Below are 23,409 nucleotides of genomic sequence, written 5' to 3'. Positions count from 1 at the left end.
TGGAATTGTTCTCCAGGAACAGTAAGGAGCAGCTTTAGAAGCTCAAGCGTGCGTCAATCGTCGCTGTCGCCGAGTTCCTCGTCTTGCGGACTGGCGCGAGTGTCGGACACGGATTTGCCGCCGTCGCACTCGTCATCGCCGACGCCCTTGACCGACTTGGGACCAGTCGCGCTCATCATGGGGATGGCCTGAAGGTCGATCGTATCGGAAGCGGTGGGGGAGGGTGCACATGATCCGCGGTTGGATTCAGCGGCGGCGGGTATGACGAAAGCGGTGAGGCCTCCAAGAGCGACAAGCAAAACAGGGAAATTGCGCATGGTTTCGTATCCTTCTCCGCGCATCCAACATCGGGCGCGACGGCTCTTGATAAGGACCTTGTCCTTGCCGTCGGCTGACAGTGATTGACAGCGGTTTGACAGCTTGCGCATGCGACAGCTCTCTTCCATGAAAATAGTGTTGATGCGCCTAGCCGCTCTCGGTGTGGTCGGGCTTGTCCTGGCCGCGCCGATAGCCGTTCGGGCGCAAGACGACGACGATGACCACGATCGGGCGCGCGATCTTTATGAGCGCGGCGAAATCGAGGGCCTTGCCAATATAATGGCCATTGTCCGCGCCAAGGCTCCCGGCGAGATCGTTGCGGTCGATCTCATACGGGCGGGAGACAGGTGGGTCTATCGATTCCAGGTGGTCGCTGCTGACGGCAGGCGCCGGATCGTCGACGTCGATGCCGGTGCGGGCGGCGTGTTGGGCGATGAAAGCGACCACAAATGAAGATTCTCGTGGCCGAAGACGAACCGCGCATTGCGGCCGATATCGCGGCCGTCTTGAAGGCGTCGGGCATGGCCGTCGATATCGTCAATGACGGAGAAGCGGCCTGGTTTGCCGGCGATGTCGAGAACTACGATGCGGCGATTCTTGATCTGGGACTGCCCAAACTGGACGGTCTCACGGTGCTGAAGCGCTGGCGTGCCAATGGCCGCCGCTTTCCAGTCCTGATCCTGACGGCGCGAGGACTGTGGACTGAGCGCGTCGACGGCATCAACGCCGGCGCCGACGATTACCTTCCGAAGCCGTTCGAGATGGAGGAACTGCTGGCGCGGCTGCGCGCTATCCTGCGCCGTTCAAGCGGGCAGGCCGCGCCGGTGTTGAAGTCGGGTCCCTTGCTGCTCGACACGCGCCAGATGCGCATCTCGCTTCGTGGCGTTCCCGTGGCGCTGTCGCCGTTGGAGTATCGGCTCCTCGCTTTCCTGATGCATCATTCCGGCCGCGTGGTTGCGCCGACTGAACTGGCGGAACATCTGTACAGCTCCGACAATGACCGCGACCCGAACACGATCGAAGTCATCGTTGCGCGTCTTCGCAGAAAGCTTGGCAGCGATGTGATCGAGACACGGCGCGGGTTCGGATACCTCGTGCCCGACGGACCCGACTGATGCGCAATTCGATCCGCTTCAGGCTTTGGTCGGCTGCAGCAATCTCGATCGTGATTGCGCTCGGCATCGCCGGCGTCGGCCTGCGTTACCTGTTTGAGCTCAACGTCGAGAGGCGGGTCGTCAGCGAGCTCACCGTCGACCTCAATGAGCTGATCGGCGCGACGAGCTTCGCATCCGACGGCCGCCTGTCGGTCGCTTCGACGCTATCCGACCAACGCTTCGCCAGTCCGCTGTCCGGGCACTACTGGCAAGTGGAAGATCTGGCCACGCACAACCTCGTTCGATCGCGATCGCTCTGGGACGCCACGCTCGCCTTACCCGGCCAGGATGCCAGTGGCGAGCTGCGCAAGGCAGAACTCACGGGGCCAGGTGGCGAACTCACCGTTGCGGTCTTGCGCACGATCACCGATGCCGACGGGCGGGCGTTTCGCGCCGTCGTGGCCGAAGATCATCGCAATGTGGAAGTCTCGGTAGGCGAGTATGTCCGTGATCTCACGCCGGCGCTCATCGTGCTGGCGTTCGCTCTGATGGGAGCCTTCTTCATCCAGATCACCGTCGGTTTGGCGCCACTGGAGGGCTTGCGGGTCGCCGTGAGAAACGTGATTGCGCAGCGCTCGGCTCGGATCGATGTAGCTGCACCGAGCGAAGTGCAGCCACTCGCCGACGAGATAAATCGCCTGCTCGACGCTCAGGAGAAAGCCCTCATGCGCGCCCGCTCGCGCGCCACGGATCTTGCCCATGGGCTTAAGACCCCCCTTCAGGTCCTGTCCGCCGATATCCGGACTTTGCGCAAGAAAGGCGAAACGGAGCTTGCCGACGAAATCGAAAAGAGCACAGGCGCCATTCGCCGCCATGTCGAGCGGGAGTTGGCACGCGCCCGTCTGGCGCCTGGTGTTTCCGGCAAGGCAACGTGCCGGGTCAAGGAGGTGGCGGCCGGCGTCGTCGCCGTGATCAAACGGACGCCACAGGGCAAGCAGCTCTCATTCGAGATTGATAGCGCCGAAGATTTCATGGCGCCTATCGACGAAGGCGACCTTTCGGAGGTTCTGGGCAATCTATTGGAGAATGCGATGCGGTTCGCGAAATCCGTGGTTCGCGTAAGCGCATCTGCGACCGCAGGCGAGGTCATCATCACGGTTGTCGATGATGGTCCGGGCATCCCCGAGGCTGCACGGGATGCCGCCTTGTCCCGCGGCGTGCAGCTCGACAGCAAGGGCGGCGGCACTGGTCTCGGCCTGGCGATCGTCTCGGATATCGTCGAGGCATATGGCGGCCGCCTTGCGATGGCAAATGCCAGTCCCGGTCTGGCGGTGACGATCCACCTGCCCCGGCATGGTTGAGTCAGGCAAAACCAGGGAAATAGTCGACCTTTATCCTCGAACGGCTGACGCCCATGGCCAGCAGCTTCTGGCGCAATGCCTTGACCATAGCCTGGGGGCCGGAAATGTAGAAGGTGCGCTCGAGATAGTCGGGCATGGTCAGGCGCACCAGACGGGCGTCGATATAACCGGGGTACTGGCCGCGCACAGCGCCTTTGGCCACCGCGTGGTACGTCCTTATGCCCAGCTCGCGCCTCGCGGAGCCGAGCACGTCTTGATAGGCGATGTCGTCCCGGGTCTCTGTGCCGTAGAGAACGACGATCGGCCTCACTTCCTTGCGGTCGACAAGATACTGCAGCATTGAACGGAAGGGCGTGATGCCGATGCCGCCTGCCAGGAAGGCCATCTTGATATCGGGATCGGATGGCAGCGTGAAATCGCCAGCCAGTTGCGAGGCGTGGATCGTGGCGCCGGGCTTCATGCTGCCAAGCGCCTGCTTGAAGGCGCTCGATTGCGGATAGAACCTCACTCCCAGCCGTACCGATTGCTCGGTGGGAGAAGAGGCGAGGGTGAAGTAGCGCCGGTTGCCGCGATTGTCGGAACGGTCGAGACCAAGCGTCCATTCAAGGTACTGGCCTGCCTGGAAGGCAAGCTTTCGCGGTGACCTGAAGATGAAGTCATAACTGTCGGCCGCGGTTTGCTCGATGCGTTCCAATGTCAACACGAAGCGGCCTTTCGGGCCCACCGAATAGGCGAAGAGATTGCCCGCCAGAAGCGCAAGTTCGGGCGTGAAATAGAACGAGCCGACATGGATGTTGGGCGCGAACAGGAGGCCGACGATGGCGGCAAAGGCGATACGCGGCCAGCGTGTGGTGGGCGCGGTCAATGGCTCGGTCAGCATCACGAAGGCAAAGAAGAACAGCGGCGACGAATTCAGCGTCTCCCTAAGGGCATCGCCATATCGCGCGGGCTCGGTTGCCGCCAGGACGGTCACCAAGGCTACGGCCACGAATGTCGCGACGAGATCCAGGCGACGTAGTTTTCGTACGATGAGAACGCCGCCGATCGCCACCAGGGGCAGCAGCCAGGGATTGCCGCCGACCCACCATGTAGCGGGTCTGTCAAGCAGCAGCGCCGACAGCGCCACGCCGAGGGCCGCTGGATTGAAAAGATGTTTTCTGCCGACCGCGAAGATGAACTTGGATGAGATCGCCCAGACCGAGGCGAAAGCGACGGCGGCGATGCCGTTCAGGTCCGTGACGGTCACCGGATCGAGGATGAGGGCGAGAATGAGTGCGGTGATGTAGACGGACTCGTTGTTCGCCGGAATCTCGAAGACAAGCGCGAAAGCCTTGTTGGTAACCCAGCAGGCCGAAACCGCCAGGGCCGTGGTGTAGGCGAGTGCAAGCGGATCATGCGGCACGAGCTTTACGAAGCCGAAGCCAAAGGCCGCACCCAGCAGTGCCATCAGATAGTAGAGCACCAGCCTGTACATGGTCACGTGATCGAGGAACCGGTCGACTGCCTTGATCATGGTTCGCAAAGCTCTCCGAATCCGCTCGTCGGCGTCGCGCGGCCGTTGATGTCGACGACATATCCCTCCAGCCCAGGAGCCCGCTCGATGAACAGGATGCCGTCCGAGCCCATGGCGAAGGCAGCGGTGGCGAAGCGATCGGCCTCGAGCACATCGGATCCGATGACCGTCAGGCTGACGATGTCGGCGATGGCGTCGGAAGGCTCATGCGGATTGTAGATGTGCTGGCCGCGTGCATAGGTGCCGGAAGTGGCGACGCCGCGACCACGCGGATAGATGACCTTGATGATCTCATCCGTCTTGAAGGGGTTGCGGATGCCGACGCTCCAGTCTTGCCCGGAAGCATTCCTGCCTGAAGACTGGATGTCACCGCCCGCTTCGATGAAGAAGTCGCGAACACCCGCGTGGCGGACAATTTCGGCTGCGTTGCGAATGGCCCAACCTTTGACGATACCCGACGGATCGAGCGAGCCATCGGCCTTATGGATGTCGAAAAATCCATCGGTCTCGTTCCTTGTCCGCTCGGCGAGTGCCAGCACTTCCATCATCTCGGCGCTCCAATCCTTGACTGGAACGTCGCCCCTGTTGATGGCGGAAATCTCGCTGTCGGTCCTGTAGGTGCTGAAACGGCGATCGACCTGTTCGAAATAGCCGAAGACGCTGGCGATCAGCGTGCCAGGCGTGCCGCCGATGTCGACCGTGATCGGCATGCCCATCAGAATCCGTGTCTCGCGCATGGTGTCAGGAGGAAGCCTTTTTCAGCGCGCCGCCAAGCGACTGGATAAAGGCCCTGCTGGTCAGCGTGGCGCCCGAAATGATGTCCACATCGGCGCTTTGCGCGCTGATCGCCTCATCACGCAACATGGGCAACGCCTGCCGGTTGATGCTGACGGAGGTACGACGGTCATTGGGATACTTGAGTATCTTGAGGGCCGTCAGCCGGCCACCTTGAACGAGCGCCTGAAGCTGGATGATGCCGTAATAGGCGTCGGCCGCGGGACCCGTGTAGACCCCGTCGGCATAGCCGTGGCCCGCCAGCTTCATGCCGGTATGAATGACGCGCGCTGCTGCCTGCGGATAGGCCGGTCGCGGCTGCGGGATTGGAATATAAACGGCGGGCGTCACCGCGAATGCAGGTGTCTCCTGAGGAGGGGCATTCAAGGGTGGGAGCTCCGCTTTTTGCTTGGCTGGTGGAGGCGGTAGCTGTGGGCTCCGCAGCGGTTCGACGGCGACAGTCGTTTTCGGCGCGGGGGCTGTCATCGTCGCACTGGTGTCGTGCCCTATCTCTACCGGCTTTCGTGGCGCCGGCTCTTGTGTCGCGCTCTGGCCGGGGCCCAATGTGGACGCCGCCGCCTGGGCCGGGACCGCGTCAGCCGGAGCCGGCGGGGCGAGCAGTGGCAATGTGTTCTGCTCCGCGGCGTTTGCGGACCCCTGCGTGTCGATCAGATCGTTGCCCGGTTGCCTGCCCGCCTGATCCAGGACATAGGCCCCGGACGAGGCGATCACGAAGAGGGATAAGGCGATCTTTTTCATAAATGTTGCATCCCAGATTCAAGGCGCGCCACGGCCGAGCCGGCGCATGCTGGGGCCAATATCTCATGAGTTAGCTGACAACTGGCTGTCAGCGCGGGGTCGTCCGAAAAATGTTCAGGTTGGGGACACTTGGTCACCAAATTGATCTGGATCAGGGTATTGTCCGGGGTGGCCAATAAGCTTCGACAGCTTTCTAACCCTGCCGATGCGAGCGCGAACCCTTGCGAAATCGATGAGCTATGAGTCGTCTTCACACTGAAAATCATCTGGTGTCACGCGTCGGCTGGTTACGGGCCGCGGTGCTCGGCGCGAATGACGGCATTGTCTCGACCGCCAGCCTGATTATCGGCGTTGCAACCGCCAATGCCACTACAGCCGGCGTCCTGGTGGCAGGCGTCGCGGGCATGGTGGCGGGCGCCATGTCGATGGCGGCCGGCGAATATGTATCGGTGAGCTCGCAATCCGACACCGAGTTGGCGGACCTTGCTCGTGAGCGAAAGGAACTTGCGAACCAGCCTGAGTTCGAGAGGCAGGAACTTGCCCAGATCTATATCGATCGCGGCATAGAGCCTCAGTTGGCGCTGCAGGTGGCCGACCAGTTGATGGCCAAGGACGCGCTGGGCGCCCACGCGCGTGACGAGCTTGGTATTTCCGAGACAACCGCCGCACGACCAATCCTGGCCGCGCTGGCCTCGGCAGCGGCTTTTTCAGTCGGCGCGATCATGCCGCTGGCCATGGTGTTGTTTTCGCCGCCCTCCAGACTTGTCGCCGTCGTTTCGATCGCATCGCTATTGTTCCTGGCGCTGCTGGGCGCAATCGGCGCCAGGGCCGGCGGCGCGAATGTGGTGAAGGCCACTCTTCGCGTCACCTTCTGGGGCGCGCTGGCAATGGCACTGACCGCGGGTATCGGCGCAATCTTCGGTGTCGCAGGCTAGGCGGCTCCGCCGGGCATGGTTGCTCCAGTCTTCAGGTTGCGCAATCCAAGTCGGGTGGCTCTTTCGTTGATCGAGATCAACGTTGAAGGCTGCTTGGTATGGCAATGATTTGCCATCTGAGGAGTGTGATGACATGAGCTTTCTCGAATATCTGATTGGAGTTGACGCTAGAACTGCCTTGATGGGACGCATGATGCAGAAGATGGGCGTCGACAGGCAGTTGAAAGTTGTGGCGGATCACGCAGCCGTCACCAGTCGTGCCGTTGATCGGTGCCGGTCTTGCGGCCATCAGGACGAATGCGCCGCGTGGCTCGACGAAACCACGCATGCCGATCATCCGCCAGCCTATTGCCGCAATGGCGATTTGATCGCTCGGCTGCAATCTGTCCGCTGATTGGCGCCGACGGCAAACAAGCTGGAAAATCACCGCCTTTGGCCGATTCCACGGACGACGGCGAGGGGCAGGGGATGACGCGCAAGCAGAAGCGACTGTCGGTGATCCTGGCGGGGCTGCTCTTCTTGGGCGCCGCTTCCGGGCTTACCTTCTACGCGCTTGGCCGGAAGGCCTCCCATTTCCACATGCCGGCCGACCTCGCTGCCGCGAACGTGCCGCCGGGGCAGCGCATTCGCCTCGATGGTCTCGTCGAAAAGGGCACGATCATACGCGTAGGACGCTGCGGTCGTCTTCTCGGCCACCGACACGCAGCAGGCAGAGCAGGGCGTCATCGCCGAAGGTGCCTTCGGTCCAGACGGCGTCTTCATCGCGGACAGCGTGGAAAGTGCGAGCAAATAGGTCACATGGCGGCTAACTGATGCAGAACGGTGTATTTCTTCTGGAAGCATTTCTGCTCTTTGTCGCTCCAGGGCCAACCAACGCCCTTCTGATGGCGGGTGCGGTCAAGCGCAAGGAGGCGACCAAGCTCTTGGCGGCACAGGCGTGCGGCTACGGGATCGCGGCGGCTTTCTGGTTCTTGTCGCGTCCTTTGATGCCGCCGGACGCCATCCAGATACTCAAACTGGTCGCCGTCGCATGGCTTTCAGTTCTGGCGTTGCGCCTTATGGCGAGCACCTCCATCGACGGATCGGAGCGCCGCGATAGCCTTTCCCTGCTGGCAATCACCGCCCTCAATCCCAAGGCATTCATCTATTGCCTGGCGATGGTGCCAACGGATGCCGGTCCGCGCGAGCTTGGCATTTTCTGGATGACGCTCGTCGGAATCACCGCTGTTACTGGATCGCTTTGGGTCTTGCTTGGCAGGCAGCTTCGTCAACGCCAGAGGATAGCCGACAAGGTCGCCGGCGCGGCGCTTCTTGGATTTGCCCTGCTTCTGCTCCGACCGCTATTAGCCGCGGCGGCGCTCTAACACTCGACGGGAAGATCGGGATCGGGCCGCGCTTGCCGCGGCGCCATGATCGCCGGCGGAGTAGGTGGGTCGGAAGGGCCAGGGGGTCGGGTCGACTATTGGGCGATAGAATCCGCTGCCACGCCCGTCAGGAGACAAGCACGACCGACAACGGTCCGGCGTAGAAGAGCTTGTCCGTGACCTTCTTGACCCCGGCAACGTTCTCGGCGGCAACGACAGCGGCCTTGCGCTGGCGCTCGTCGAAAATTGCGCCATTCAGTTCGACCTCTCCTTTTTGGACGGTCACGCCGATAAGGTCGCCACCGACGCTCCAGGATTGCCCTCGCAACTCGGCAAGAATATTCCTGCGGATCACCTCGTCGTCGACGGTCGCCGCGCCTGATTTTGGCAAAGTGCGAAGCAGGGTGCGCATCAGATCGGAGCGGCTGACGATGCCGACAAGGTGACCGGCATCGAGGATAGGCACGTTCTTGATGTCGTGGGTCACCATGAGCTCTACAATCTCGGCGAGTGAGATGCCAGGCGCCGCAGAAACGACGCCAGTTGTCATTACCTCGTCCACCCGGCGTCCGTTCGCACGAACATATTCGTCGGCAACCTTGCCGGGGCCGACTAGAAATTCGAGCCAGCGAGGCCGCTTCCGTCGGGTGCCAAGTTCCTCTCGGCGCAGAAAATCGCCTTCGCTGACGATGCCGGCCAGCGATCCATCGTCTCCCACGACCGGGAGGCAGCGTATATTCCTGCTCAGCATCAGCTCGGTCGCATCGGCGACTGAGGCAGTGGCGGCGATCGTGACCACCGGCGTCGTCATGATGTCGTGGGCCTGCATCGAAATCTCCTGCTCTCCGTGAGCCCCTTTTTCGGATGTCGAGAACAATGATGCTTTGATCTGCGTCAGTTTGATTGCCGGCCTTCGTTGTCTTGCCCGTCAGGCTCGATCAATATCCGCTCCGCGGCTTCGGCGAGATCCTGGCCGGAATACCCGGCATAACTGGCGATGCGGCCCTGGAGAACGGGTGGTTGGAATGAGCCGCCACGTCTGCCGCGATCGCACGACCCTGGTAGTAACCTTCCATGCGGGTGAAGACGGCAAGGTCTCAACTCGCCAGCTTGGCGCCGAGCTTCCGCTGAACCACGACAAGCGTCGGATCGTCAGGATTTGTCCTGACGGTGAAGCCCATTTCGCGCTCCAGCTCGATCGCCGCCCGGTTTTCGCGGCTCTCGATCGACTCGACCGTCTCGATGTCATGGTCGTCGGCGTAACGCGCTATATAGCCGAGAAACTCCCAGCCGACGCCGAGATGCTTGCGATCCTCACGGATGCAAATGGCGACCTCGCCGCGACGGTCGGCCGGATCGGCTGCGAGCGTCGCCACCGCAATCAGCATTCCGTCTGTCGAGAAGGCGAGAAAGTTATGGATATGCGGATCGTCGGAACGGGTCATCGCCACCAAGCGCTCATGCGACACTTCCCGAACGGCGCCGAGGAAACGGAAGCGCAAATCCTCTGGCGTTACATGTTTGAAGAACTCCGCGACGAGCGGCTCGTCGTCAGGGCGAGCGCGGCGCACTTCAAAACGAAATCCGGTGTGCGTGGTGAGCGTGCTTTTCATTGTCGTCCCTTTCAGGATTGATGCGCGGAGCTGTTTCGAATGCCTCATTCCCCCATCGCCAGCAGCGTGTCCCGCTTGAGGATTTCGATGCTGCGAAGGCTGGGCAGACGGATCACGCCTTTCTCCTTCAGGCGAGTGAAGACCCGCGACACGGTTTCGATCGTGAGGCCGAGATAGTCGCCGATGTCGTTGCGCGACATCGGCAGTTCCACCTGCCTCAACCCACCCTGGCGCTCCGACATTTCGACGAGGAATGCCGCGACGCGCTCGATGGCGTTCTGGCGGCCAAGCACCAGGAGATGTTCCTGTGCACGGGTTAGCCCCTTCAAGGCGAGAGGCAGCAGCTGGCGGGACATGTCCATGCCCGACGGGGTGCGAAACACCCGCACGCCGGTAGCGTTGATCGCTTCGGCGAAGAAGTGGTGGGTGGTGTCGGCTTCGAAGCCGAAAGTTTCTCCCGCCAGATGGAAAGCGCTGATCTGTCTGCGACCGTCGGCAAGCAGGCGATAGATGCGCACGGCGCCGAATTCGACCTGGTAGAGAGCGCCCGCCTTTTCGCCCTGGGCGTAGATCTCGGTGCCCGCGGGGAAGAAGCTGACCGGCTGCGTTGGCGCCCCGTCAAAGACGGGTGCGGGGCTCTGATGGGGCGTGTATGACGCCAGTTCGATCTTGGCGGAAGCTTGAGCGTACATGGCTGTGGTCCCGGTGAATTCGTGACAACAGCAATCGCGCAAATCCCGCCACGCCGAAATTCGGTTATGTCCCTACGGGAAACTACCTAGAGCCGAGCCCGAAGGCACTCGATCGATCCATGCATCGCCGAGCGTGTTGCGCACTATGCGATTGACCACGATCAAGGTCGGCACGAATTGGCTGGGCGATTATTCGGTCAACCATCCAACCAAGGGAATTTGGTCATGACCTCCGACATCATCGAAATCTGGGCTGGGGTACTCGGCCTGGCCTATCTCGCCGCCTTAGGCCTCTATTTCGAAATGCTTTCGGCTCGGAAGCGCAGTCACGTTGCAGCGAGCTACGGCTTCGACCACCGCCATGTGCGGTCGCAGGCGGTGAAGATCAGGTAGTAGGGCCGATCCACATCAGGCAGTGCATTTCCGATTTTGTTACCGGGGCGGAAGGTCTCCGTCCCATCATTTCCGGACCGAGGTGTGTCATGAAGGCAATGGTGCTGGAGAGGTCCGGCACTCCTTTGAAGGCTATCGATCGCCCCGACCCTACGCCGCGACCGGGCGAGATGAGGCTGAGGGTCGAAGCGTGCGCCGTCTGCCGGACCGACCTGCATGTCGTTGACGGCGATCTGCCGCGGCCGAAGTTGCCGCTTGTCCCCGGTCACGAAATCGTCGGCATCGTGGACCTGGTTGGCGAGGGCGTGTCACAGTCTCGGCTCGGCCGGAGAGTAGGCGTCCCTTGGCTGGGACATACTTGCGGGCATTGCCCTTACTGTGTCGCCGGCGCCGAGAACCTTTGCGATCTCCCTTTGTTCACCGGCTACACGCGGGATGGCGGCTTCGCAACTCATGTGGTTGCCGACGAGCGTTTCGCCTTCGAGCTCGATGCCGCGGCGGATCCAGTATCGCTGGCGCCGCTCCTATGCGCAGGGCTGATCGGCTGGCGCTGCCTCAAGAAGGCGGGCGGGGGCAGGCGACTGGGCATCTACGGCTTCGGCGCCGCCGCGCATATCATCACGCAGGTCGCGGTCTGGCAGGGGCGTCAGATCTTCGCCTTCACGCGGCCTGGTGATATTCAGGCGCAGGAATTCGCGCGCTCGTTGGGCGCTGTCTGGGCAGGATCGTCTGACGAATTGCCTCCCGTCGAGCTGGACGCCGCGATCATTTTCGCCCCGGTCGGCGAACTGGTGCCAGTGGCGTTGCGGGCGGTGCGCAAAGGTGGCCGCGTGGTTTGCGGCGGTATCCACATGAGCGACATCCCATCGATGCCCTACCGGCTTCTCTGGGAAGAAAGAGAGTTGGTTTCAGTCGCCAATCTTACTCGCCGTGACGCGGAGGAATTCTTTCCGATAGCGCAGCGCGCTCAGGTGCGCACGCACACAAAGGTCTATCCGCTTGAGCGGGCCAACCAGGCGCTGGACGATTTGCGGACGGGCAGGCTGAGCGGCGCCGCCGTCCTGCGGCCGTGACGCACGAGCTACGCCGAACGAGGGATTCTCTCCTGTGGTGTCGGAAAGGCTGGTGGATCGTCAGGGGACATCGGCTTGCTTGGCCCTGCGTTTTCGCCCCGTGATCATGGCCCGAACCAGGTTTTCTCGGTGCCGGAAGCTTGCCAGCGCCACGCCGCAAATGTGGAGCAGGACAAGCAGCAACAGACCGTGCGCGGCAAAACCGTGCGCCGTTTCGACCCATGCTACGCCGAAATAGGAATCCGTGGTCATCAGCCAGCCGGTCAGCGCGGTTGCGCTTATCGCCGCAATCAACGCGACCACCATCGCGCCGCCTGCGGGATTATGGCCGATGTAGCGTGCCTCGCGACCGCTCAGCATCGCGGAAAGATAGCCCAACACCGTCGCCGGACCGTGCAGGAATTGCGAGAAGCGCGCATAGGGCGTTCCCAGAACGCCCCAGACGAGCCGCATCGCGACCAGCGCGCCGGCGGCATAACCAGCCCAATGATGGATGTCTTCCGAGGAATGGCTTGTCAACCACGCGGTGACGAAGCTGAGCACCAGCGCCCAGTGGAAACTCCGCACGACCCGGTCCCAGACACGCACTACTCCCTCTGACGCCGGCTGCCTGTCCGCCGCTGCTGAAATGCTGCGATCAGTTCTCGCCGGCTTCGGCATTGTCGAGCTTTTCAAGGGTCTCGGCATTGTAGGCCAGGTTGACTTTCTTGCCCGCCTTGTCGACCGCGTAGACTTCGTAGCAACCCTTCTCGACCTTGATTTGCCGCACCGTCAGGCCCTCACCGGTCAATTGCGCCTCGAGCGCTGCCTTGGGCTTGAACTGTGATTTCGGGGCGGTGCTGCAAGTGCCGCCGGCGGCAAGCGCCGGCCCAGCAAGCATACCGGCAAGCGCTGCGAGAAAGAGTGTACGATACATGATGACTCCATTTGAGCTATCGGGCGCGAGCGTCGCGCCTGGGTTGGGATTTCGATCGGTCCTGCGAGACGATGATTTCACCGTCATTGCGGCGACATAGCCGATCAAACCTGACAACTGGCTGACAGATGCATCGGCGCGGCATCTGATTTCGCCACGGTCAGTTTGATTTCGCGCAAGGACGGCGGACGGGTGCGCGAGCAGGGTGAAGTGGGGCATGAGCGCTCATGCTGCCGCCCCGAAGGAGGACCACCATGAACACCATATCCAAGCTTGGACTCGCCGCGGCCATGCTGACGACTTGCAGTTCCGGCGCCGTCCAGGCTGCATCGCTCGTCCAGGTCTCTCTTTGGGACAAGGGTGCGAGCACCGAGATGCCGATGGGGCTTGCCTATGCGGCACCAGGACTGGACATCACCAGGGCAACCATGGGCATGAAGGTCTTGCCCGGCGCGGTGAAGGCCGGAGAGGTTACCTTCAAGGTGAAGAATGATTCGAAGGATACCATTCACGAAATGATCGTGATGTTCCTCGCCGACCCGAAGAAACCACTTCCCTACATTGATGCCGAGAACCGGGTCGACGAAGACAAGGCTGGCGACAAGGGCGAGGTTTCGGAGCTCGATCCCGGCAAATCAGGTTCTTTGACCGTTGATCTGAAGGCTGGAAAGTACCTGCTCATCTGCAACGTGCCAGGTCACTACGGTGCCGGTATGTGGGCCGAGTTTACAGTCGATCCGTAGGCTGGCCGGCTCTTGGCCGAAAACCGCTGCGGTGTCGCCTCGAAGCGCCTGCCGTGACCGCCTGTCTCGCTCCCGAATTTTGGGCATTTTGCTAAGACTGTCGGCTCTGGGCTTTGCCGCCGAGCCGGCACTCCCGCGATTTTTCCGGATCAGTGGCTCAAAGCCCTCGCTGACCGAACACACGCATTTGTCCGAGCCACTTCGCCCGCTTTGCGTCGCTGGCGCTCGCAACCATGCCGTACAGTGTTTCCCGCACCGGCCTGATGCCAACGAAATTGAGGATGCCGCGCCGCATGCCGGCAATCCCGTGGCTGAGGAACCAGATCCGATAGACGGCCGCAGGCATTCCCATGGTCACGACCAAACGCGCGGAGCGGCCGCGCAACAAGGACTTGGCAAAACTCTCGCCTTCGGCCGGATAGGCGAAGGCAGTGCCTGGTCGCATCACCTGCTCAAGAAAGGCTTTGAGCAAGGCTGGCACGGTGCCGAGCCAAAGTGGAAAGACAAAGACGAAATGCTGCGCCCATGCGACGGCGTCGGCTGCTTCCTCGAGGCCGTCGGGGATCGTCCCGTGTTCGAACTCCTGCATCGTCCGGAGCATGGGAAAATCCAGCAAGGCGAGGTCGATCTGGCGCACGGAATGACCTGCCCGCTCGGCGGCTTCGACATATGCCGACGCCAGGGCGCGGCAGAGCCGATCGGGGGACGGGTCGGGATGGCCGATGAGAACGAGTATGCGACGCGTCATGGCTCCCCCGACCGGCTTTGAGAGGTGCTACGGCTGCTCGACCCGGGCGACCTGATAGGTGTGCATGGCCCCGTTGCGCCTTATCGAGACATATTCGCCGGTCACGAAGCGTTCATCATCGAGGTGGAATCCGGCCTCGTCGTCACGGTCGCCCTCGGCATAGTCGAAAAACCATTGTCCGCCCGGCTTGCGACGCAAACGGCCGATGAGATCGTCCTCGCCAACTCGGAAGTGGCGGACACGACAGAGCGCCTGGTGCGACTTCCACTCCTTTGCGTCCAGGCGTCCCTCGTCGGTGAGCGGCGCCAGCACGTCATAGCCTTCTTCACGATCGCCTTCGGGATGGCCCTTCTCGCGAGCGAGAAGCAGGCGGATGTTCCTGAATTTGGGGGTAAGGTCGTGCAAAGTGGTCATGGCAAACTCCTTCGAGGCCATTCCTATCGCAGCGTCCGGACGGAACCTTGATCAAGGTCAAACGGGCCTTGGTTTCCCCACAGGCTAGCCTGTGCCTGTCGACACATGGCCGCGAACCCAGCCGACGATTTGGCTGGCGCTCATTGCCCCCGAGATTCGCGCTATTTCTTTCTGGCGGTGAAACAGGATCATCGTAGGGATGCCGCGAATACCTAACCTCGCCGCGATGGCCTGCTCCCTGTCGGAATTCAGCTTGATCAGGCGCATGTGTGGCTCCAGCGCCTTCGCCGCGGCCTCATAGGCGGGCGCCATCGTCCTGCAGGGTCCGCACCATGGAGCCCAGACGTCGACAAGGACAGGCAGACTGCCGCGACCGATTTGACGATCGAAGTTCGCGGTGTCGACGTCCTGCGGTAATCCTGAAAACAGCAGCGCACCGCACTTTCCACATTTCGCGTCGGTGCCGTTCCGGCCGCCCGGCAGGCGGTTGACCACGCCGCATTTGGTGCAAACCACCAGATTCTCCCGCGTCATGACCTTCAGCGCTCCTATTTACGACTGTGTTCCAAGCGTCCCTGACCAAGCGCACGCAGCGCATTGAGTATGACGGCGACATCTATCCCCTCCTGAAGCAATGCGCCTGCCACTGGCGTCAAGTGCCCCATGGCGGCCGCGATCATCGCCGCGCCCGAGAGCGCCAGTCCCACGATGATGCTTTGCAGGGCGATTCCGCGCGTGCGCCTGGCGATCCGCAATGCCTCCGCGACTGGCTTCAGGCTATCGGTCAGCACGACAACATCGGCGGCTTCCGATGAAGCCGTGCCGCCTCGAGCCCCCAGCGCGACGCCGACGGTCGCCGCGGCGAGCGCAGGAGCGTCGTTGATGCCGTCGCCGACCATCATCGTCGGCGCCGTCGCCTTCTCGGCCTCGACCGTTCCGACCTTGTCCGCCGGCGTGGCATCGGCAAAGGCAGCGTCGAGTTTGAGCGAAGCGGAAATCTTCTCGGCCGCCGCGGCGTCGTCGCCAGTGAGCATCACTATCCTCGCGACCCCTGCCGAACGTAAAGCCCCAAGGGTGTCGGCAGCATCCTCGCGAATGGCGTCGCCGAAGGTGAAGATGCCGGCCAGCCGGCCGTCCAAAGCCAGAAACACCCTCAGCACTTGCGCGCCCCGGTGCCGTTTTTCTCCGTTGTCCGCCCATTTTGGCAGTGGCCCGTCCCCAAGAACCAGTGGCCTCGACCCGACGGCGACCGCCGTCCCGTCAACCAAACCCTCGAGGCCCTCCCCACGATGCTCGCGAACGTGACGAGGTTGGGAAAGCGTCAGCTTTCTATGGCGGGCCATGCGGACGATCGAATCCGCTAGAACATGATGCGAAGCCAGTTCCAATGAAGCCAGCAACCGTAGCAATTCATCCGGCTCCTGGCCGGGAGCTACGTCGATCTCGACGAGCTCGGCGCCGCCGAGTGTCAAAGTTCCGGTCTTGTCGAAGACGGCAGTGCGTATCCGGGCCAGCGCCTCGAGTGCCGCGCTGCCCTTCATGAGTATGCCAGCCTTGGCGGCACGTGATACGCCGCCGATGAATGCCACGGGCGCCGCGAGGATCAGCGGACAGGGCGTAGCAACCACCAGAACGGCGAGACCGCGGATCGGGTCACCTGAAAGGCGCCAGGCGATGCCGGCGAGCAGCAGCGTGACCGGAAGGAGCACCAACGCAAATCGATCGGCCAGGCGTATGAACGGCGCTTTCGCGGTTTGCGCGGCAGTGACCATACGTACGATCGCGGCATAGGTGCTGTTGTCGGCGATGGCCGAGGCGCGCATGACAAAAGCCTCGCCGGCGTTGACGGTACCGCTGCGCAATGCGTCGCCGGCGCCTCTGCGCTCCGGCAAGGGCTCGCCTGTGACGCTCGATTCATCGAGCACGGCCGAACCGTCAATCAGAGTGCCGTCGACCGGCAACAATTCGCCGGCCCGTACCAGCAATTCGTCGTTGATCGCGACTTGATCGATGGGGATGGTTTCGGCGCCCTGTGCGGATTTTCGATGCGCCAAGCGCGGCGCCCTGTCGGTCAGCGCTCTGAGATTGCGTTCCGCCCTGCCGCGCGCAAAGTCTTCCAGCACCGTGCCGCCGGCATACATGATGGCGACAACCACCGCTGCCAGGGCCTGCCCCAGCAGCAGTGCCGCCGACATCGAAACCAGCGCGATCGCGTCGACGCCGATCCTGCCGATCCAGAAATCGCGCAAGATGGAGATGGCGAGCGTGGCAACGACGGGCAGGGTTGCCGCTGTCCAGATTGTGTCGGGCGAGAGGGGAACAGTGCCGCTCCGCCATACGCCCAACCCGAGTGCCAGACCCGTTGTGGCGATGAGCAGAAGCGCGCGCCGTAGTGCGGACTCATCCATGGCGTCAGCCATCAAAGTTCGCTGATCAATTCCTGCAGCAACAACCGGACATCCTTTGCCGTTGCGGCAAGTGCTGGATTCTCGATGGCCCCCATCGCCGCTGCCGGATCGACTGCGGCAATCTCGACTTTGCCTGGCAAGATCTCGGTTACAATCACGTTGCAAGGCAGCATCGCGCCGATCTTGTCCTCGGCCTGCAGCGCGCGCCACGCGAAATGTGGATTGCAGGCGCCGAGGATCATGTAGGGCTTGAAGTCGACGCCCAGCTTGATCTTCATCGTGTGCTGGACATCGATCCTCGTCAGGATGCCGAAGCCCTTGCCGGCAAGCTTTTTGGTGACATGTTCGATCGCCGCGGCAAACGGCATGTCGAGGTTTTTGCTGAAGTAATAACTCATTGCGTTTCTCCTACGACGGCGATCCTCGCTGGAAATGACGGCTTGCGAGCAGTGACTTCGCAGCTAGGCGCAAGGGACCGCGCGGCGCTTTGATCCAGCGCAATGAATGCGCCGAGCCTTTGGTGAATCTGGCGGCAAGGAGCTTCGGGAATGACAATCCGAAATCTTGAATACGCCGTTTCGCCAAGATCTGTCGCTGTCATCGGCGCCAGCGAGCGCGTTGGTTCGGTCGGTCGCGTCGTCTTCGACAACATCGTCAGCGGCGGCTTCGAAGGGGACGTCTGGCCCGTCAATCCAAAACATTCGCAGGTGATTGGCCATCGCTGCTACCAGAGGGTCGCCGATCTGCCGGGCGTTCCCGATCTGGCTGTGATCGTGACACCTCCAGAAACCGTTCCCGGCATCGTGCTGGACCTCGCCGGGAAGGGGACGCGCGCCGCGGTCGTCATCACCGCGGGGCTAAATCGCGAGAACGGTCTACGCCAGGCGATGCTCGACGCGGCCAAACCTTCGCTCATGCGTATCATCGGTCCGAATACGGTCGGGCTGATGATCCCGCCTGCCAAGCTCAACGCAAGTTTCGCCCACATGGCCGCGCAACCCGGGAACATCGCCCTCATTTCGCAGTCAGGCGCGATTGCCACGTCGCTGATCGATTGGGCGGCAGAAAACGATGTCGGCTTTTCGAGGATCATCTCGCTCGGCGACATGGCCGATGTCGACGTCGGCGACTGCCTCGACATGCTGGCGGGGGATTTTCACACGCGAGCGATCGTGATGTATCTCGAAACCATACCCAATGCGCGCAAATTCATGTCGGCCGCGCGGGCGGCGGCACGGCTCAAGCCTGTCATTGCAATCAAGCCGGGCCGGCATGAGCAGGCGGCCAAGGCGGCTGCGACACATACCGGCGCGCTTTCTGGCGCCGACCGGGTCGTGGAAGCGGCGCTTCGAAGGGCGGGGGTGCTGCGCGTCAAGGACCTCGCCGAATTGCTCGATGCCGCCGAAACGATCGGGCGCTACTCCCCGCTCGAGCGGGCGCGCGTCGGCATCGTCACCAATGGCGGCGGCGCGGGCGTTCTCGCGGTCGACAAGCTCGTCGAACGCCGAGTCGAGTTGGCCATGCTTTCGCCGCCCACGATCGAGCAGCTCAACCGCGTGCTGCCGACGACCTGGTCGCACGCAAACCCCGTCGACATCGTCGGCGATGCTGCCCCGCAACGATATCGTGCTGCACTCGAGGCAGTGGCGGCGGATCCCGGGACGGATGTCATCCTGGTCATGAACTGCCCGACCGGGCTCGGTTCCTCCGCCGAAGTCGCAAGGAAGGTGGCCGAGCTCGGCGACGAAGGCGAGATCGGAGGAAAGCCGCTCCTCGCGTGCTGGCTCGGCGGGCATACCGCTCAGGAGGGCCGGCGCATCCTGACGGAAGCAGGCATCCCGAGCTTCGATACTCCAGAGGATACGGCGACCGCTGCGTCCTATCTCAGCGAATGGTCGCGTGCACAGCAGTCTTTGCTGCGTGCGCCTTCTTGCCGAACAGAAGGTCAAGTCACTGGCAGGGCCTCGGCGCATGCCATCTTTCGGCAGGTGGCTGCCGAAGGGCGGCGCATGCTGACGGAGCCGGAAGCAAAAGCGGCGATCGCCGCCTATGGCATCGCCGTACCGGAAACCATCGTTGCGCGGTCTGTCCCGGAAGTGGCCCGGGCTGCCGTCCGCCTCCTCGAGAACTCCGGGCGGCTAGTCGTGAAACTGTTGTCGAGGGTCGTGTCACACAAGTCCGACATCGGCGGCGTGGTCCTCGATATTGCGAGTGCCGAGGAGGCGGTAAAGGCCGCAGAGTCGATCGAGACACGCATGAGATCGCAGGCATCTGGGGCGAAGCTCGATGGCTACACGGTGCAGGCCATGGTCGTGCGCAGGCATGCGCAGGAACTCATCCTGGGGATGAACCTGGACCCGATGTTCGGCCCGGTTATTCTCTTTGGCGCCGGCGGCACCGCGGTCGAGGCCGTGAGTGACACGGCGATAGCCCTGCCGCCGCTCGACGACGTGCTGGCTGGAGATCTGATCGACAACACGCGAATAGGCCGGCTGCTGGCCGGCTATCGTGATCATGAGCCAGCCAACCGGGGCGCGATCCTTGCCGCGCTCAACGGCCTGTCGCAAATGATCGTCGACTTCCCCTGCTTGGTCGCTCTCGATATCAATCCGCTGCTGGCCGACGCCAAGGGGGTGATCGCGCTCGACGCCCGTATCGAAATCGATCCGGGGCGGGTGGATGAAGCTGCGCCGAACCCGGCCCTTGCCATCAGGCCCTATCCATCCGGGTGGGGCCGCGATCTCGTGTCTGACGACATGTCCTTCCACATCCGGCCAATCATGCCGTCGGACTTTTCCCTTTACCCTGCATTCCTGGCGAAGATTTCGCCCGACGACCTGCGGCTGCGTTTTCTGTCGCCACGCAGGAACTTTCCCGATCAGATGCTGAAGCGGCTAACGCAACTCGACTACGATCGCGACATCGCCTTCGTAGTGATCGAGGAGAGCACGGGAGCGCTCGCCGGAATCGGCCGGCTTTCCTGTGATCCTGATCACAGGACTGGCGAATATGCCTTGCTGGTGCGGTCCGACCTGCAGAGCCATGGCCTTGGTTGGGCCCTGCTGAAACTGATCATCGACTATGCCAAGGCTGAACGCATCAGCCGCATCGAAGGCACAATCCTCAACGAAAATCGCAAGATGCTGACAATGTGCCGGGAATTCGGTTTCGCGGTGGCGCACCATCCTAGCGAGCCGGGCCTGTCCCTGGCTTCCCTGGAGGTGAGTTTAGACCGGTCGATTTCATGATCCCGTCTTGCCGAGGCGGACCGCGGAGGAAGAGGTTCCTTCAACCAGGGCCAGCATTTCGGCTGTGATTTCGGCCACCTTGCGATCTGCCTCGATCTTGCGCCAGGCCAACGGACCGGCATCGCGCTGCAACTGCCGCGACAGGATGTCGACCGTGGCATCGGAAGGCCCCCCCTTTCGCTGGCTGACACGACGCCAAAGCACCAGTGGATCGGCGGCCAGCCAGATACCCGCGAACGCGACATTCGTTTCATTCGCCGCGCGTTCGATCCTGCCGCGATCTTCCGGTTTGTCGAAAACAGCGTCGGCGACGACGGAGCCACCTTGGGCAAGGATGAGTTCCGCACGCCAGGCGATCTGGCGATAGACGCGTTCCGATACGCCGGGTCGATAAGCCTTGTCGGGCAGCCTGGTTTCGGCAGCCACGCCATGCATGGCCTTTCGGATGCGATCGCTCTCGACGATCCGGGCGCCTGGTGGCGCGCCGATTTGGGGTGCGAGCGCTTCAGCGATCGTCGTCTTGCCCGAGCCGCTCAGACCGCCGATCGCAACGAGCCGAGGCGGTGTTTCAGTAAGCAAGGCGCGTGCGAGCTCGAAGTAGGATCGCGCCTCGGCAATCAGCTGTGCGGGGTTGGGGCCGCCTTCCTCCACTTGTGTTGCGATGACGTGCGCGCGCACCGCTGCCCGCACCGCCATCAAGAATGGCAGAAGGCTGAATCCGTCTTCGTCGTCGGCGTCATCGAGATAGCGATTCATCACCAGATTGGCGAATTGTGGGAAGCCGCGGTGCCACAGATCCATCAGCAGGAATGCGAGATCGTAGAGGACATCGACCGTGGCGATCTGATCATTGAACTCGATGCAATCGAACAGCCGAGGCTCACCATCGAGCAGGCAGATATTGCGCAGATGCAGGTCGCCATGGCAGCGGCGGACTCGGCCTGTCGCCTCGCGCCGGTCAAGCAGGCTGGCGTGGCGGGCGAGTGCATCGCGGAACGCTTTGTCGAGTGTTGCGATCTCCTTTTCATCGAATACGTGGCTTGTCGCAAATCCGGCCGAATTGATTTCAAGCACGCCGCCGATGTTCGCCGATCCGCCGCCGGCATGGATCACGTCAGCGCTGCGGTGGTATTGCGCAATCATGCGCGCCACGCCTGTCATCAGCGCGGGGGTCAACGTTCCCGCGGCGGCCATGCGATCGAGGAGGTTTGACTGATCGAAGCGAACCATCTCGATGGCGGCGTCAACCAGTTCGCCCGATCCGTCCAAGGCAAGCCTGTCTCCCGCGCGTGTGATGCGGTGGACATTGAGATAGAGACCGGGCGCCGTTCGGGAGTTCAACTCCACTTCCTTTTCGCACGCGGCGAGCCGCAACTGCGGCGTCGAAAAATCGACATAGGGCAGCTTGACCGCCCGCTTCATTTTGAATGCACGTCGTCCGACCAGAAAAATTCGGGAAATGTGGGTCTCGATCATTTCGACGGGCCCCACCTCGCCATAGGTGGCAGGATCCTTGAACATCTCGACCACCATGTCCTGGTTCTCAGCGATCATCACGTGCGTCCATTGGCTTCTGTTGCTTGGTTGTTTCGGTCTCACCCCTACAGCGCTGCCGTCCTGCTAGCGCTGAAGCGTCTGTACGTAACCGGCGAGGTTCTGAATGCGTTCCGTGGTTACAGCCTCCCCGCCGTAGGGACCGTATTTCTTCACGTCGTCAGGCAGGAACTGATTGCCCCAGATCGGCATGTCGCGCTCACCATGCTCGGGAACGAGGCCGCGGCCGTCGATCGTCGCGTACACGCGCCAATAAGGAAACTCCCCGCCATTTCGCCTTGCGAGCGTGGTCAAATTGGCAGGGCGCTTGCGCAATACGTCGGCCATTGGTCCGTCGCCCTTGCCATCAACACCGTGGCAGACAGCGCAGGAATTCAGATATTCCTGCTGTCCGTTGCTCATCTGTTGTGCTGCAGCGGCGCTCAACATCAGCGCCGAAAACCCGATCGTTGCCCAGAATCGCATTGAATCCGCCTCCAACTGTCGTGTCAGGATAAAGCGGACGACATGCCCATACGTTGACCGGGATCAATCTCGACGAGGGATCGGTTTGATTCAGCGCAAGGAAGCTCGGCGACCACCTGGCTACGGCTACGTCCTCTGTGGACTTTCTCGAACAAGGAGTCGCCGCTATGCCATTCAAGACATTGCTCACGGTTACGGGAGCCGATCAGGGAGACGATGATCTGAAGCTTGCCACCGATCTGTGCGAAGAAATCGATGGGCACCTCTCGGTGCTTGTTCTGGTCATCGCGGCGCCCCCCTCGGGCGGAGCATATGCCGAGGTGGTCTCGCCGGCTTGGCTCTCGGAGCGGGAAGCTGAAATGGAAATGCTGGAGAAGCGAAATTCGGCCGTCTCCAAAATGCTGTCGGCGAGCCCCGTATCGACGGACCTGAGTGATGACTATCCGGACTATGCCTGGGCGGATGAGGTCATCGGCCGGCGCGCGCGTTACGCCGATCTAACCGTTCTTGGGCCGGACTTGCTGGCGAGCCATACGCTCAAGCATAAAGTCATTGAAGGCGCGCTGTTTTCATCCGGAAAGCCAATCCTGCTTGTCCCCAAAGGGGCGTCCGCGACGTTGAAACCAAAACGCGTGCTTGTCGCGTGGGACGCCAGCCTGGAAGCGTCGCGCGCCTTGCGAGAATCACTGGATATCCTGTCTGGCGCAGACGATGTGCGCGTTGTGATGATCGACCCGGTCGAAGACGAGCGGCACCATGGCGCGGAACCTGGCGCGGACGTCGCGACCTATCTCTCCCGGCATGGCGTCAAGGTAGAGGTCGACCGTTTGCCGAGTTCGAACCACTCGATCGCCGACGTCCTCCGCCAGCATGCGGTCGATATCGGCGCCCAACTCATGATCATAGGGGCATACGGTCATTCCCGGCTGCGCGAGCGGATATTCGGCGGCGTGACCAGATCCATGATCGAAGACCCCAGACTCCCGGTTCTTATGGCGCGTTAAAACGCGCATTCAACGAGGAC

The 23,409-nt window shown here is 62.1% G+C and carries 28 protein-coding genes; 11 read left to right on the top strand and 17 right to left on the bottom strand.

The features are described from left to right. Window positions 1–53: 53 nt before the first annotated feature. Window positions 54–428 (bottom strand): hypothetical protein, encoded by a 375-nt coding sequence (locus DPM33_RS12135; RefSeq protein WP_112097651.1) that lies wholly within the window; start codon window positions 426–428, stop codon window positions 54–56. On the opposite strand from DPM33_RS12135, the gene DPM33_RS37600 reads away from it, so the two are divergent. Genes DPM33_RS37600 through DPM33_RS12120 form a run of 3 tightly spaced genes read left to right on the top strand, consistent with a single transcriptional unit; the run spans window position 427 to window position 2,773 of the window. Continuing rightward, window positions 427–771 (top strand): PepSY domain-containing protein, encoded by a 345-nt coding sequence (locus DPM33_RS37600; RefSeq protein WP_342634332.1) that lies wholly within the window; start codon window positions 427–429, stop codon window positions 769–771. The genes DPM33_RS12135 and DPM33_RS37600 overlap by 2 nt on opposite strands. After that, complete coding sequence (locus DPM33_RS12125) at window positions 768–1,433, top strand: response regulator transcription factor (protein ID WP_112097649.1); 666 nt, start codon at window positions 768–770, stop codon at window positions 1,431–1,433. The genes DPM33_RS37600 and DPM33_RS12125 overlap by 4 nt, the downstream gene beginning before the upstream one ends. After that, window positions 1,433–2,773: a sensor histidine kinase gene (locus DPM33_RS12120; RefSeq protein ID WP_112097648.1), complete on the top strand. Its 1,341-nt coding sequence runs from the start codon at window positions 1,433–1,435 to the stop codon at window positions 2,771–2,773. Before DPM33_RS12125 ends, DPM33_RS12120 begins: the two co-directional genes overlap by 1 nt. A 1-nt stretch (window position 2,774) precedes the next feature. Here the strand turns inward: DPM33_RS12120 and DPM33_RS12115 are convergent, their stop codons facing one another. Genes DPM33_RS12115 through DPM33_RS12105 form a run of 3 tightly spaced genes read right to left on the bottom strand, consistent with a single transcriptional unit; the run spans window position 2,775 to window position 5,819 of the window. Beyond that, complete coding sequence (locus tag DPM33_RS12115; RefSeq protein ID WP_112097647.1) at window positions 2,775–4,286, bottom strand: RnfABCDGE type electron transport complex subunit D; 1,512 nt, start codon at window positions 4,284–4,286, stop codon at window positions 2,775–2,777. Further along, window positions 4,283–5,023 carry an FAD:protein FMN transferase gene (locus tag DPM33_RS12110; RefSeq protein WP_112097646.1) on the bottom strand — a complete coding sequence of 247 codons (741 nt, stop codon included), beginning with the start codon at window positions 5,021–5,023 and terminating at the stop codon, window positions 4,283–4,285. Before DPM33_RS12110 ends, DPM33_RS12115 begins: the two co-directional genes overlap by 4 nt. Before the next feature lie 4 nt (window positions 5,024–5,027). After that, on the bottom strand, window positions 5,028–5,819 hold the full coding sequence (locus DPM33_RS12105) for an FMN-binding protein (RefSeq protein WP_112097645.1): 792 nt from the start codon (window positions 5,817–5,819) through the stop codon (window positions 5,028–5,030). A 239-nt stretch (window positions 5,820–6,058) separates the two neighbouring features. Here DPM33_RS12105 and DPM33_RS12100 point away from each other — a divergent pair, with 239 nt between their 5' ends. Both DPM33_RS12100 and DPM33_RS12095 read left to right on the top strand, forming a co-directional pair. Continuing rightward, window positions 6,059–6,754, top strand: a complete 696-nt coding sequence (locus DPM33_RS12100) for a VIT1/CCC1 transporter family protein (RefSeq protein WP_112097644.1) — start codon at window positions 6,059–6,061, stop codon at window positions 6,752–6,754. A gap of 133 nt (window positions 6,755–6,887) precedes the next feature. After that, a complete protein-coding gene (locus DPM33_RS12095; protein WP_112097643.1) occupies window positions 6,888–7,148 on the top strand; it encodes a DUF6455 family protein in 261 nt (86 codons plus the stop codon). 29 nt (window positions 7,149–7,177) lie between these two features. Here DPM33_RS12095 and DPM33_RS37870 read toward each other — a convergent pair whose 3' ends face one another. Then, window positions 7,178–7,552, bottom strand: a complete 375-nt coding sequence (locus DPM33_RS37870) for a hypothetical protein (protein ID WP_483466564.1) — start codon at window positions 7,550–7,552, stop codon at window positions 7,178–7,180. A gap of 14 nt (window positions 7,553–7,566) precedes the next feature. On the opposite strand from DPM33_RS37870, the gene DPM33_RS12085 reads away from it, so the two are divergent. After that, window positions 7,567–8,118 (top strand): LysE family transporter, encoded by a 552-nt coding sequence (locus DPM33_RS12085; RefSeq protein ID WP_112097642.1) that lies wholly within the window; start codon window positions 7,567–7,569, stop codon window positions 8,116–8,118. 127 nt (window positions 8,119–8,245) lie between these two features. On the opposite strand, the gene DPM33_RS12080 is transcribed toward DPM33_RS12085, so the two are convergent. The 3 genes from DPM33_RS12080 to DPM33_RS12070 form a co-directional block, all read right to left on the bottom strand. Next, window positions 8,246–8,947 carry a CBS domain-containing protein gene (locus tag DPM33_RS12080; RefSeq protein WP_112097641.1) on the bottom strand — a complete coding sequence of 234 codons (702 nt, stop codon included), beginning with the start codon at window positions 8,945–8,947 and terminating at the stop codon, window positions 8,246–8,248. Between the two features lie 268 nt (window positions 8,948–9,215). Next, window positions 9,216–9,731: a GNAT family N-acetyltransferase gene (locus tag DPM33_RS12075; RefSeq protein WP_112097640.1), complete on the bottom strand. Its 516-nt coding sequence runs from the start codon at window positions 9,729–9,731 to the stop codon at window positions 9,216–9,218. A 44-nt stretch (window positions 9,732–9,775) separates the two neighbouring features. Next, entirely contained in the window at window positions 9,776–10,423 is a 648-nt protein-coding gene (locus tag DPM33_RS12070; protein WP_112097639.1) for a helix-turn-helix domain-containing protein, read from the bottom strand. Between the two features lie 225 nt (window positions 10,424–10,648). Here DPM33_RS12070 and DPM33_RS36175 point away from each other — a divergent pair, with 225 nt between their 5' ends. Both DPM33_RS36175 and DPM33_RS12065 read left to right on the top strand, forming a co-directional pair. After that, the gene (locus DPM33_RS36175) at window positions 10,649–10,816 is read left to right on the top strand and encodes a hypothetical protein (RefSeq protein WP_167449033.1); all 168 of its coding nucleotides are present in this window, start codon (window positions 10,649–10,651) and stop codon (window positions 10,814–10,816) included. An 89-nt stretch (window positions 10,817–10,905) separates the two neighbouring features. After that, entirely contained in the window at window positions 10,906–11,889 is a 984-nt protein-coding gene (locus DPM33_RS12065; RefSeq protein ID WP_112097638.1) for a zinc-dependent alcohol dehydrogenase family protein, read from the top strand. 60 nt (window positions 11,890–11,949) lie between these two features. Here DPM33_RS12065 and DPM33_RS12060 read toward each other — a convergent pair whose 3' ends face one another. Continuing rightward, the gene (locus DPM33_RS12060; protein WP_112097637.1) at window positions 11,950–12,549 is read right to left on the bottom strand and encodes a cytochrome b/b6 domain-containing protein; all 600 of its coding nucleotides are present in this window, start codon (window positions 12,547–12,549) and stop codon (window positions 11,950–11,952) included. Then, window positions 12,527–12,805: a PepSY domain-containing protein gene (locus DPM33_RS36170; protein WP_167449032.1), complete on the bottom strand. Its 279-nt coding sequence runs from the start codon at window positions 12,803–12,805 to the stop codon at window positions 12,527–12,529. The genes DPM33_RS12060 and DPM33_RS36170 overlap by 23 nt, the downstream gene beginning before the upstream one ends. Window positions 12,806–13,059: 254 nt before the next feature. Here DPM33_RS36170 and DPM33_RS12050 point away from each other — a divergent pair, with 254 nt between their 5' ends. Beyond that, window positions 13,060–13,548: a cupredoxin domain-containing protein gene (locus tag DPM33_RS12050; protein WP_112097635.1), complete on the top strand. Its 489-nt coding sequence runs from the start codon at window positions 13,060–13,062 to the stop codon at window positions 13,546–13,548. A gap of 157 nt (window positions 13,549–13,705) precedes the next feature. Here DPM33_RS12050 and DPM33_RS12045 read toward each other — a convergent pair whose 3' ends face one another. The 5 genes from DPM33_RS12045 to DPM33_RS12025 form a co-directional block, all read right to left on the bottom strand. Further along, on the bottom strand, window positions 13,706–14,296 hold the full coding sequence (locus tag DPM33_RS12045; RefSeq protein WP_112097634.1) for an NAD(P)H-dependent oxidoreductase: 591 nt from the start codon (window positions 14,294–14,296) through the stop codon (window positions 13,706–13,708). 27 nt (window positions 14,297–14,323) lie between these two features. Next, entirely contained in the window at window positions 14,324–14,710 is a 387-nt protein-coding gene (locus DPM33_RS12040; protein WP_112097725.1) for a hypothetical protein, read from the bottom strand. A gap of 84 nt (window positions 14,711–14,794) precedes the next feature. Next, the gene (gene trxC, locus DPM33_RS12035) at window positions 14,795–15,244 is read right to left on the bottom strand and encodes a thioredoxin TrxC (RefSeq protein ID WP_112097633.1); all 450 of its coding nucleotides are present in this window, start codon (window positions 15,242–15,244) and stop codon (window positions 14,795–14,797) included. A gap of 14 nt (window positions 15,245–15,258) precedes the next feature. Further along, window positions 15,259–17,130, bottom strand: a complete 1,872-nt coding sequence (locus tag DPM33_RS12030) for a heavy metal translocating P-type ATPase (protein WP_245442089.1) — start codon at window positions 17,128–17,130, stop codon at window positions 15,259–15,261. Then, on the bottom strand, window positions 17,130–17,516 hold the full coding sequence (locus tag DPM33_RS12025; RefSeq protein WP_112097632.1) for a DUF302 domain-containing protein: 387 nt from the start codon (window positions 17,514–17,516) through the stop codon (window positions 17,130–17,132). The genes DPM33_RS12030 and DPM33_RS12025 overlap by 1 nt, the downstream gene beginning before the upstream one ends. Before the next feature lie 150 nt (window positions 17,517–17,666). Here DPM33_RS12025 and DPM33_RS12020 point away from each other — a divergent pair, with 150 nt between their 5' ends. Further along, the gene (locus DPM33_RS12020; protein WP_112097631.1) at window positions 17,667–20,366 is read left to right on the top strand and encodes a bifunctional acetate--CoA ligase family protein/GNAT family N-acetyltransferase; all 2,700 of its coding nucleotides are present in this window, start codon (window positions 17,667–17,669) and stop codon (window positions 20,364–20,366) included. Here DPM33_RS12020 and DPM33_RS12015 read toward each other — a convergent pair. Together DPM33_RS12015 and DPM33_RS12010 are read right to left on the bottom strand one after the other, a co-directional pair. Next, entirely contained in the window at window positions 20,361–21,920 is a 1,560-nt protein-coding gene (locus tag DPM33_RS12015; protein ID WP_112097630.1) for a bifunctional aminoglycoside phosphotransferase/ATP-binding protein, read from the bottom strand. The two genes, DPM33_RS12020 and DPM33_RS12015, sit on opposite strands and share 6 nt — an antisense overlap. A 66-nt stretch (window positions 21,921–21,986) precedes the next feature. After that, window positions 21,987–22,385 (bottom strand): c-type cytochrome, encoded by a 399-nt coding sequence (locus tag DPM33_RS12010; protein ID WP_167449031.1) that lies wholly within the window; start codon window positions 22,383–22,385, stop codon window positions 21,987–21,989. A 167-nt stretch (window positions 22,386–22,552) separates the two neighbouring features. On the opposite strand from DPM33_RS12010, the gene DPM33_RS12005 reads away from it, so the two are divergent. Then, on the top strand, window positions 22,553–23,389 hold the full coding sequence (locus tag DPM33_RS12005) for a universal stress protein (RefSeq protein ID WP_112097722.1): 837 nt from the start codon (window positions 22,553–22,555) through the stop codon (window positions 23,387–23,389). Window positions 23,390–23,409 lie beyond the last annotated feature (20 nt).

The sequence above is a fragment of the Mesorhizobium hawassense genome (genome assembly GCF_003289945.1).
GTDB lineage: Bacteria > Pseudomonadota > Alphaproteobacteria > Rhizobiales > Rhizobiaceae > Mesorhizobium > Mesorhizobium hawassense.
The sequence above is the reverse complement of the archived record's forward strand: the minus strand, read 5'-3'. Positions and strand labels throughout refer to the sequence as shown.

Bases quoted from the DNA above. Each gene is read 5' to 3' on its own strand.
- DPM33_RS37600 (WP_342634332.1), top strand. From the start codon at position 427: ATGCGACAGCTCTCTTCCATGAAAATAGTGTTGATGCGCCTAGCCGCT.
- DPM33_RS12135 (WP_112097651.1), bottom strand. From the start codon at position 428: ATGCGCAAGCTGTCAAACCGCTGTCAATCACTGTCAGCCGACGGCAAG.
- DPM33_RS12085 (WP_112097642.1), top strand. From the start codon at position 7,567: ATGCAGAACGGTGTATTTCTTCTGGAAGCATTTCTGCTCTTTGTCGCT.
- DPM33_RS12100 (WP_112097644.1), top strand. From the start codon at position 6,059: ATGAGTCGTCTTCACACTGAAAATCATCTGGTGTCACGCGTCGGCTGG.
- DPM33_RS12025 (WP_112097632.1), bottom strand. From the start codon at position 17,516: ATGAGTTATTACTTCAGCAAAAACCTCGACATGCCGTTTGCCGCGGCG.
- DPM33_RS12045 (WP_112097634.1), bottom strand. From the start codon at position 14,296: ATGACGCGTCGCATACTCGTTCTCATCGGCCATCCCGACCCGTCCCCC.
- DPM33_RS12115 (WP_112097647.1), bottom strand. From the start codon at position 4,286: ATGATCAAGGCAGTCGACCGGTTCCTCGATCACGTGACCATGTACAGG.
- DPM33_RS12050 (WP_112097635.1), top strand. From the start codon at position 13,060: ATGAACACCATATCCAAGCTTGGACTCGCCGCGGCCATGCTGACGACT.
- DPM33_RS12065 (WP_112097638.1), top strand. From the start codon at position 10,906: ATGAAGGCAATGGTGCTGGAGAGGTCCGGCACTCCTTTGAAGGCTATC.
- DPM33_RS12040 (WP_112097725.1), bottom strand. From the start codon at position 14,710: ATGACCACTTTGCACGACCTTACCCCCAAATTCAGGAACATCCGCCTG.
- DPM33_RS36175 (WP_167449033.1), top strand. From the start codon at position 10,649: ATGACCTCCGACATCATCGAAATCTGGGCTGGGGTACTCGGCCTGGCC.
- DPM33_RS12030 (WP_245442089.1), bottom strand. From the start codon at position 17,130: ATGGCTGACGCCATGGATGAGTCCGCACTACGGCGCGCGCTTCTGCTC.
- DPM33_RS12005 (WP_112097722.1), top strand. From the start codon at position 22,553: ATGCCATTCAAGACATTGCTCACGGTTACGGGAGCCGATCAGGGAGAC.
- DPM33_RS12110 (WP_112097646.1), bottom strand. From the start codon at position 5,023: ATGCGCGAGACACGGATTCTGATGGGCATGCCGATCACGGTCGACATC.
- DPM33_RS12015 (WP_112097630.1), bottom strand. From the start codon at position 21,920: ATGATCGCTGAGAACCAGGACATGGTGGTCGAGATGTTCAAGGATCCT.
- DPM33_RS12075 (WP_112097640.1), bottom strand. From the start codon at position 9,731: ATGAAAAGCACGCTCACCACGCACACCGGATTTCGTTTTGAAGTGCGC.
- DPM33_RS12105 (WP_112097645.1), bottom strand. From the start codon at position 5,819: ATGAAAAAGATCGCCTTATCCCTCTTCGTGATCGCCTCGTCCGGGGCC.
- DPM33_RS12120 (WP_112097648.1), top strand. From the start codon at position 1,433: ATGCGCAATTCGATCCGCTTCAGGCTTTGGTCGGCTGCAGCAATCTCG.
- DPM33_RS12070 (WP_112097639.1), bottom strand. From the start codon at position 10,423: ATGTACGCTCAAGCTTCCGCCAAGATCGAACTGGCGTCATACACGCCC.
- trxC (WP_112097633.1), bottom strand. From the start codon at position 15,244: ATGACGCGGGAGAATCTGGTGGTTTGCACCAAATGCGGCGTGGTCAAC.
- DPM33_RS12125 (WP_112097649.1), top strand. From the start codon at position 768: ATGAAGATTCTCGTGGCCGAAGACGAACCGCGCATTGCGGCCGATATC.
- DPM33_RS12020 (WP_112097631.1), top strand. From the start codon at position 17,667: ATGACAATCCGAAATCTTGAATACGCCGTTTCGCCAAGATCTGTCGCT.
- DPM33_RS12060 (WP_112097637.1), bottom strand. From the start codon at position 12,549: ATGCCGAAGCCGGCGAGAACTGATCGCAGCATTTCAGCAGCGGCGGAC.
- DPM33_RS12095 (WP_112097643.1), top strand. From the start codon at position 6,888: ATGAGCTTTCTCGAATATCTGATTGGAGTTGACGCTAGAACTGCCTTG.
- DPM33_RS36170 (WP_167449032.1), bottom strand. From the start codon at position 12,805: ATGTATCGTACACTCTTTCTCGCAGCGCTTGCCGGTATGCTTGCTGGG.
- DPM33_RS12080 (WP_112097641.1), bottom strand. From the start codon at position 8,947: ATGCAGGCCCACGACATCATGACGACGCCGGTGGTCACGATCGCCGCC.
- DPM33_RS12010 (WP_167449031.1), bottom strand. From the start codon at position 22,385: ATGCGATTCTGGGCAACGATCGGGTTTTCGGCGCTGATGTTGAGCGCC.